Here is a 7,808-nt window from a genome sequence, read left to right as displayed (position 1 = left end):
GTAAGGTTCGAGAACTGTGACCTATCGCACCAGCAAGGGCGCAATAGAGTAAATATCGTTTGGGAACGTTAAACACCATGGCAAAACCAATTGCGGGTATCGCGGAAAAAAAAGCGTCATGCAATAACAAACTAATCAGCTCAAGCATTAGAAAATCCCCCCCAATTGCATGGCGATGGTGATACCGATAACAGAAGCTAATGTTAATAACGTTGCATGACCCCAGCGAGAAATGCCTACGTTCATATGACCTTTAACCATATCTGAAATAGCATTAATCAGCGGAAATCCAGGCACCAGCATTAATACGCTTGCGGCCATTGCCACTTGGGGAGTATGGGTAATTGGCCACATATAACCGGCTTGGGCAACGACAGTAATAATGAATGCTGTAATCGAAAAGTTAACCAATAAATTGAAATGGCGCGATGCTAGAAAAAGCCGCACCATCATGCCAATCGACGAGGCAAAAAATGTGATTAAACATGCCATCATGTCGCCATCGAATAAATGACAGAAACTGGCACATGACAAACCAATCATAGGGACTACGGCGATTGCAGGATAAGTTTTAGGGGTAATATGAGCGAGGCGGCGGCGAACTTCATTGGCACCATAAATGCCTTTTTCTGCCAATATACAAATTCGCTGTAATTCACAAATCACCGTCATATTAATGCCATGAGCACGAATACGACGAGTGGTCGTGACACAGCGACCGTGTACTAAGCTGGTCAGTACTAATGCATTAGATGAAATTGATATCTCAATGCTAGCAAGACCGAGTGCTTTACCTAGGCGCTGGCTAATCTCTTCAACAAGATCAGACTCAGCACCATAAGCCAAAAGTAGTTGCGCACAACGCACTACAAGGCGGGTAATTTCATTTTGGCTATCTTCGTACACGATATCCTCAAATGAGTCTATTAACGTTGATAGATCACTTCTACATCATAATCGTCATCATCAAAATCATCGTCAAAATCATCATTATAATCTTCATTAACGACTTCATCTTCTGCGCTATGGTAATTATCCCATTTAAATTCAACATCAGCATCTGGCGTTATTTCTTCGACAATAGCCGGTAAACTTCTGATGTAGTCGAGCATCTTAATGCTTAACTCTTCAGTTCCGGTTCGATTGTAAGCAGACATAGTATAAACATCTCCTTGCCAATCTAGCTCTTTAACGATGCGATCGATTTTACCTTGTAACTCTTCGTCGAGCAGCAAATCGGTTTTATTGAAGACTAACCAACGCGGTTTTGCCGCAAGCTTTGGAGAGTACTTCTCAAGTTCACCAACAATAGCGCGAGCTGAATAGACAGGGTCAACACCATCGATAGGTTCGATATCAATAATGTGTAATAACATGCGACAACGTTCAAGATGCTTTAAGAAACGAATACCTAAACCAGCACCTTCTGCAGCGCCTTCAATCAAACCAGGAATATCGGCAATAACAAAGCTTTGACCTGGACGCGGATTCACCACACCAAGGTTTGGAACTAAAGTTGTGAACGGATAATCAGCCACTTTAGGCGTTGCACGTGAAACCGAGCGTATGAAAGTCGATTTACCAGCATTTGGCATACCGAGCAAACCTACATCAGCAAGCAATAAAAGTTCAAGCTTGATTGAACGAACTTCACCTGGAGTACCTAAGGTCTTTTGACGTGGAGCACGGTTAGTACTGCTCTTAAAACGAGTGTTACCTAGACCGTGGAAACCACCTTTAGCAACGAGAAGCTTTTGTCCATGCGATGTAAGATCACCAAGTGACTCTTCTGTTTCTTGGTCAATAGCACGAGTACCTACAGGTACTTGAAGAACTAAATCACTGCCGCCATGACCGGTACAATCACGACCACGACCATTGGTTCCGCGCTCAGCCATATGGAAACGAGTAAAACGGTAATCAATTAGCGTATTAAGGTTTTCATTAGCTTGTAGGTATACACTACCGCCATCACCACCGTCACCGCCGTCAGGGCCACCATCTGGGACATACTTTTCGCGTCTAAAACTCACGCAACCGCTTCCGCCGTCACCTGCTTCTACGCGAATATTCGCTTCATCAACAAACTTCATACTGACTCCTGACGCCACTTAATCTGTAATTATAAACCCAAATAACTGAGTTTTGCAGGAAAGCGCTGAAGATAGCATTCATCACGATATCGCCTACTGCATATAAACAAAATCATCAAACTATCCTATAACAGTTTAATGATATAAAAAACACAAAAGCCCCACCATAGGCAGGGCTTTCGAGATCTAGCTTAGAAAGAATTAAGCTTCGATGCTAATAAACTTACGATTATTAGGACCTTTAACTTGAAACTTTACTTTACCGTCTGTTAATGCAAACAAAGTATGGTCACGACCAATACCTACGTTTACACCAGCGTGGAACTTAGTACCACGTTGACGAACGATAATGTTACCAGCTAGAACTGATTCACCGCCAAAGCGTTTAACACCAAGACGTTTACTTTCTGAATCGCGGCCGTTACGAGTAGAACCGCCAGCTTTTTTATGTGCCATGAGTTAGACTCCTAAATTATGCGCTGATCGCAGTGATTTTAACTTCGGTGAACCATTGACGATGGCCCATCTTCTTGTCGTGATGCTTACGACGACGGAACTTGATAATAGTTACCTTGTCGCCGCGACCGTGGCCAACTACTTCAGCTACGACTTTACCGCCAGCAACTAAAGGAGCACCAACATGCACTGTTTCACCATCAGCGATCAATAAAACTTGATCGAATTCTATGGTTTCACCAGTAGCAACTTCTAATTTTTCTAAACGAACTGTATGACCTTCAGCAACACGGTGTTGCTTTCCGCCACTTTGAAAAACAGCATACATGGCTATTTTACTCCAAATGACTAACACACTAACTCATATTATTGACGAGACTAGGTGCTAAAAAACTTTTAATGACAATGGGCGCGGATTCTACGCGAAGAATTATCATCCGGCAAGTGCTAATTCACTATCAAATAAAAAAGACCCTATTACTGCACACTATTCATTAATAGCTAATGTGCCTTCTTTAAAATTTAGTTAACATGTTTGAGTTAATCTATGCCTAAATTTTATAGGTAAATTGGCAATAATCCAGCAAACTATCGCGAAATCAGGATAATGTAAGCGCAATTGTGTAAATACATACTTTGAAAAATAGCACTAATATCCTGTAAGATATGCGCTCTAATTCGATATGACTAATTAAGGGTGCAAAGCCTGTCGCCCAACAACCAGAGACTATTATGGATTTAAACGCCATTCGTCAACTGGCTGACACTGATATGCAAGCAGTCAATCAGCTGATATATAAACAACTTGAATCTGATGTAGCCCTAATTAATCAATTAGGCTTTTACATAATTAATGGCGGTGGTAAACGTTTACGTCCGTTATTATCTGTATTGGCCGCCCGAGCTGTTGGCTATCAAGGCGAACATCACTTAAAACTCGCTGCGATTATCGAATTTATTCATACCGCGTCTTTATTGCATGACGATGTTGTTGATGAGTCAACACTGCGTCGCGGCCGTGAAACTGCCAATGCGTTATTCGGTAATAGTGCAAGCGTGCTGGTTGGCGACTTTTTATATACTCGCTCATTTCAAATGATGACCGAGCTTGACAGCATGAAAGTGCTTAAAGTCTTAGCCCATACGACTAATGTACTTGCTGAAGGCGAAGTATTACAGTTAATGAACTGTAATGATCCCGATACGACCGAAGCAAACTATATGCGAGTTATCTACTGTAAAACCGCTAAATTATTTGAAGCGGCAACTCAATTAGCCGGCGTATTAGCAAATGTCAGCCCGGAACAAGAACAGGCATTAGCCAATTACGGCAAATACCTAGGTACGGCGTTTCAGTTAACCGATGATTTACTTGATTACACGGCTAACTCCGACGAACTCGGCAAAAACATCGGTGATGACCTCGCCGAAGGTAAACCGACGTTACCGCTGATATACGCTATGGAAAATGGGTCTGATACTGCTAAAAAGCTGATTAGAGACGCGATTGAACAAAGCGACGGCACTAAAGCTATTGATGAGATATTAGTGGCATTGGGCGAGTCTGGTGCATTAGTTTACACCCAAGAAAAGGCGCAAGCTGAAGCACAAAAAGCCATTGATGCACTCGGGATTTTTCCTGATAATGACTACAAACAGGCATTAATTTCATTGGCTCACTTATCGGTTAATCGCAGTAGTTAGCAATCATCAAGAGCTCAACAATTACCATAAACAGTGGTTTTCTGATGACAAGATTTTATGACTAACGGTATTGAGAAAGGTGTGAATATAAATTCACACCTTTTTTGTTATCACACTTGCCAATTTATCGGTTTATTACCCTGGTTAATTAATAATTGATTGATACTTGAAAAATGATGACAACCAAAAAAGCCCCGGTAAGCAGATAAGGGCGATGGATGTGGGCCGTTCATTACATGATGATGAGGTGCGGTAATCAATCGACCTTTTTTAATCGCGTGATTGCCCCAACACACAAATATGATTGGTGATGCTTGTTGATCTAAGCACTTCAGCACACTATCGGTAAATGTCTCCCAGCCTGCTTTAGCATGTGAATGAGCTAACCCCTGCTCTACTGTCAACACAGTATTGAGTAACAACACCCCTTGCTTAGCCCAAGCGCTTAAATCACCATGTTCTGGGATCACAAAGCCGTCAATGTCATTGGTTAACTCTTTATAGATATTAGCCAATGAAGGCGGTGGTTTTATGCCCTTCTTAACCGAAAAAGACAGCCCGTGAGCTTGATTTGGGCCATGATAAGGGTCTTGCCCTAGTATCACGACTTTAACCGCTGATAAGGGCGTTAAATTAAAAGCAGCAAACACTTCATCATCCGGTGGATAAATAACCTTATTAGCGGCCCTTTGTGAGGCAATAAAGTGCATCAAATCTTGATAATATGGCTGTGATTGTTGTTGTTCAAACAAGGTTTGCCAATGGGAAGTCATCTAATGTATTCCTTCAAAAAATTAGCGATAAATTAGCGAACAGCTCAGTCTTTAGTTTACTATCAACAGATTAATCACTTTTATGCCTAATATGATGCCATTACATAATAACAAAAACACCCCTAAAAATGGTTTTACCCTTATTGAACTCGTCGTTGTTATCATCATACTTGGGATTATCGCAATGATTGCCTTACCAAAATTTGTTGATATCGGCAGAGATGCTAAAATCGCTACGGTAAAAGTCACTGGTGGGGCGTTTTCGTCAGCAATAACCCTAGCGCACATGAAATGGGCAGCCATGGGGTATTCTGGCCCGGCAGATAATTTAGCGATTTTCAGTCAAGCTGGAACCGATGGCCAACTTGATATCAACCAATGGGGTTATCCAGCACAGAATTACCCACCTTACGAGGCTTCGCCAAGACTGGATAATAATAACGACTGCCTCTCAGTCTGGCCTACGCTATTACAAGATGGCCCAAGTGTTTCAATTAGTGCAGATAAGGATATATCGGATTATAGAGCTGAATATATCAATCCAGATCAGTGCCGTTATTACTACAATTTACTACCACTGGTGTCCATATACTATGATTCGCGTAACGGCGAGGTCTTGATAGATTCAAATCCTGATAGCTAATTTTTTACCTGAAATTTTCAAATAAAGACGTTACACTCATTGGAAAATTAACTCACCAACAAAGTGGATATGATGTCTGAAGCCAAAACAGAATTAACAATGTATCAAATAGCTGACCAATTTATTGCCCTAGCCAATCAACTTAGCCAACAAGAAAATGATATTGGCAAAGTCGGTACCGCAATGAGATTTGCCTCTGCTCGTTTTAACGCGTTTGAAGCATCGATTAAATCAGCTAATCTTGCTGCGGAAAAAGATCATGCACTCGCTTGGTTTTCTGATGAATTTAAAGCAATGTTAAAAGAGAATTTAGAAGACCACATCGCTAATCCTCCTATTGCTGCAGAGCAACAAGAGCCAGAAAGCGATGACAGCGTGCAAATGTTTAAAGGCGTTTAACCAACATATGACGCGTTATAACAATAATGCCTAACAGATTATTGCTAGGCATTATTGTTCATAACTGACTCATTTTGCACCGTCAGCAATACGGTTCATCCTAGCCGATATCATGATGACTATTTAGTCGCAAAATTCAGATATTACAGCAGAGTATAAATTACCCTCATTGCGAGTAAAATTAACACCACACCTGAAAGCCTATCAATTAATTTGGCCTGATTTCGTAACTTAGGCAACACGGCAGAATGAGACAACAAAAACGCAATAATGGTGTACCATAATCCATCAACGATTAATGGCGTAAACACAATTAAACCTTGGCCAATAGCAGTCTGAGCTGCTAATACAAATTGACTAAATAAAGCCAAAAAGAACAGGAGTATTTTGGGATTAAATAATGAAATAGCCATACCATCTCTTGCTGCAATCCACAGACTTGTGGGTTGACCCGCCGCCAATTTTTGCTGCATTCCGCCTTTAGACCTAAGTGCTTGCATCCCCATCCAAGCTAAGTAAATCGCTCCAGTTACCGCGATGGTATTAAAAATAACCGGCGATGCTTTTAATATTGCTGCCAAACCCAATAGAGTTACCAGAGCATAGACACCAATACCGATTGAATGTGCCCAAGCACAGACTATACCGTGTAATCGGCCACCACCAAGGGTATGCCGCACCACCATGGCTAAACTGGGGCCTGGGGACATAGCCCCCAAACAACATATCGCCAATAATCCCAGCCAAGTACTTAACGTCATAACACTCCTTTACTTGTAGTCACCTAATTTATGCAAAATGCATTTTAACAACCAGTTAAGCATGCGCTGCTAGTGTAGCGCCGCTGATAAGGATGGGTATGATAACGTATTTACAGGGGAAACCTATGGCGACATTAATGATGATATTACTCTTGGTTATTTTTAGTGCCGTGGTGTTACTCATCAGGGCTAAAATTACAGGTAAATCGATTCCGACCCTGATTATTGTCATGCTCATTTTTATGGGGATCTGTTTTGCTGGTGTGCTCGCTTTTATTAATAAAGGTGAAAACTATCAAGCTTACCAAATGCTTCGTTGGCAGCCGCTACAGCCCGAAAAAATTGCCTCTTATGTTGCACAGGGCAATATTGTGTTTGTTGATATCACAGCTGATTGGTGTGTGCCCTGCCAGACCAATAAAGCCAATGTGCTTCACCGTGAACAAGTCGTAAACCAATTAAACCAACAGCATATTATCCTCATGCAAGGTAACTGGACCCATGCCGATGCTGTCATAGAGCATTACATGGGGCAACAGGCTGTTGCTGGTACGCCGTTTAATAAAGTGTATGGCCCTAGCTACCCAAAAGGGATTGAGTTGCCTAAAGCGCTCATTATCGATGACCTTTATCAAGCGTTATCTCTAGTCGCCCAGTAAATTATCATCCTTGTGATACTTGAAATAAAAAAGACTGCCGAAGCAGTCTTTTTCGTTATGGTGCCATTAACAACAATGGCAGTTAACTTATATTAGAAGCGATAGTTAACACGGCCGTAATAGAAGCCACCGTTGTAATCGAATGGACCACTTTCGTAGTACACTCCACCTAACTCACCTAATGTGCCATCTTTTAACTTCTGCGCTTCTTGATCGAAGATGTTATTAGCACCTACAGATACCGTTAAGTTATCAAGTACCGCATAACTCACTTCAAGATCGATAGTCACTGCAGCATCAGCAACCTCAGAACCCCAATC

12 protein-coding genes are annotated in these 7,808 nt (G+C 41.6%); 4 read left to right on the top strand and 8 right to left on the bottom strand.

Annotation, left to right across the window (positions count from 1 at the left end; translation table 11 throughout):
- From H5185_RS20130 to rplU, 5 genes are all read right to left on the bottom strand, one after another.
- Positions 1–148 (bottom strand): threonine/serine exporter family protein (locus H5185_RS20130; RefSeq protein ID WP_182742989.1); only part of this gene is annotated, 148 nt, incomplete at its 3' end.
- Positions 148–906: a threonine/serine exporter family protein gene (locus tag H5185_RS20125; protein ID WP_124017855.1), complete on the bottom strand. Its 759-nt coding sequence runs from the start codon at positions 904–906 to the stop codon at positions 148–150. The genes H5185_RS20125 and H5185_RS20130, both read right to left, overlap by 1 nt.
- A gap of 20 nt (positions 907–926) precedes the next feature.
- Positions 927–2,093 carry an Obg family GTPase CgtA gene (gene cgtA / locus H5185_RS20120; protein WP_124017854.1) on the bottom strand — a complete coding sequence of 389 codons (1,167 nt, stop codon included), beginning with the start codon at positions 2,091–2,093 and terminating at the stop codon, positions 927–929.
- 201 nt (positions 2,094–2,294) lie between these two features.
- The gene (gene rpmA, locus H5185_RS20115) at positions 2,295–2,549 is read right to left on the bottom strand and encodes a 50S ribosomal protein L27 (RefSeq protein ID WP_011638531.1); all 255 of its coding nucleotides are present in this window, start codon (positions 2,547–2,549) and stop codon (positions 2,295–2,297) included.
- A 16-nt stretch (positions 2,550–2,565) separates the two neighbouring features.
- On the bottom strand, positions 2,566–2,877 hold the full coding sequence (gene rplU / locus H5185_RS20110) for a 50S ribosomal protein L21 (protein WP_124017917.1): 312 nt from the start codon (positions 2,875–2,877) through the stop codon (positions 2,566–2,568).
- Between the two features lie 404 nt (positions 2,878–3,281).
- Here rplU and ispB point away from each other — a divergent pair, with 404 nt between their 5' ends.
- Positions 3,282–4,253: an octaprenyl diphosphate synthase gene (gene ispB / locus H5185_RS20105; protein ID WP_182742988.1), complete on the top strand. Its 972-nt coding sequence runs from the start codon at positions 3,282–3,284 to the stop codon at positions 4,251–4,253.
- A gap of 110 nt (positions 4,254–4,363) precedes the next feature.
- Here the strand turns inward: ispB and ung are convergent, their stop codons facing one another.
- Positions 4,364–5,026, bottom strand: a complete 663-nt coding sequence (gene ung, locus H5185_RS20100) for a uracil-DNA glycosylase (protein WP_182742987.1) — start codon at positions 5,024–5,026, stop codon at positions 4,364–4,366.
- 91 nt (positions 5,027–5,117) lie between these two features.
- Between ung and H5185_RS20095 the strand changes: the two genes are divergently transcribed.
- Complete coding sequence (locus H5185_RS20095; RefSeq protein ID WP_207891330.1) at positions 5,118–5,669, top strand: prepilin-type N-terminal cleavage/methylation domain-containing protein; 552 nt, start codon at positions 5,118–5,120, stop codon at positions 5,667–5,669.
- A 72-nt stretch (positions 5,670–5,741) separates the two neighbouring features.
- Positions 5,742–6,068, top strand: a complete 327-nt coding sequence (locus H5185_RS20090) for a DUF3144 domain-containing protein (protein WP_124017850.1) — start codon at positions 5,742–5,744, stop codon at positions 6,066–6,068.
- Positions 6,069–6,211: 143 nt separating this feature from the next.
- Here H5185_RS20090 and H5185_RS20085 read toward each other — a convergent pair whose 3' ends face one another.
- Positions 6,212–6,829 (bottom strand): LysE family translocator, encoded by a 618-nt coding sequence (locus H5185_RS20085; RefSeq protein ID WP_124017849.1) that lies wholly within the window; start codon positions 6,827–6,829, stop codon positions 6,212–6,214.
- A 98-nt stretch (positions 6,830–6,927) separates the two neighbouring features.
- Between H5185_RS20085 and H5185_RS20080 the strand changes: the two genes are divergently transcribed.
- Positions 6,928–7,488, top strand: coding sequence for a thioredoxin family protein (locus H5185_RS20080; protein ID WP_404948342.1), 561 nt, complete (start codon positions 6,928–6,930; stop codon positions 7,486–7,488).
- Positions 7,489–7,580: 92 nt separating this feature from the next.
- On the opposite strand, the gene H5185_RS20075 is transcribed toward H5185_RS20080, so the two are convergent.
- Positions 7,581–7,808: TonB-dependent receptor (locus tag H5185_RS20075; protein WP_182742986.1), on the bottom strand; the 228-nt coding region annotated here is incomplete at its 5' end.

It is taken from the genome of Shewanella sp. SG44-6 (assembly GCF_014164185.1).
GTDB lineage: Bacteria > Pseudomonadota > Gammaproteobacteria > Enterobacterales > Shewanellaceae > Shewanella > Shewanella vesiculosa.
The sequence above is the reverse complement of the archived record's forward strand: the minus strand, read 5'-3'. Positions and strand labels throughout refer to the sequence as shown.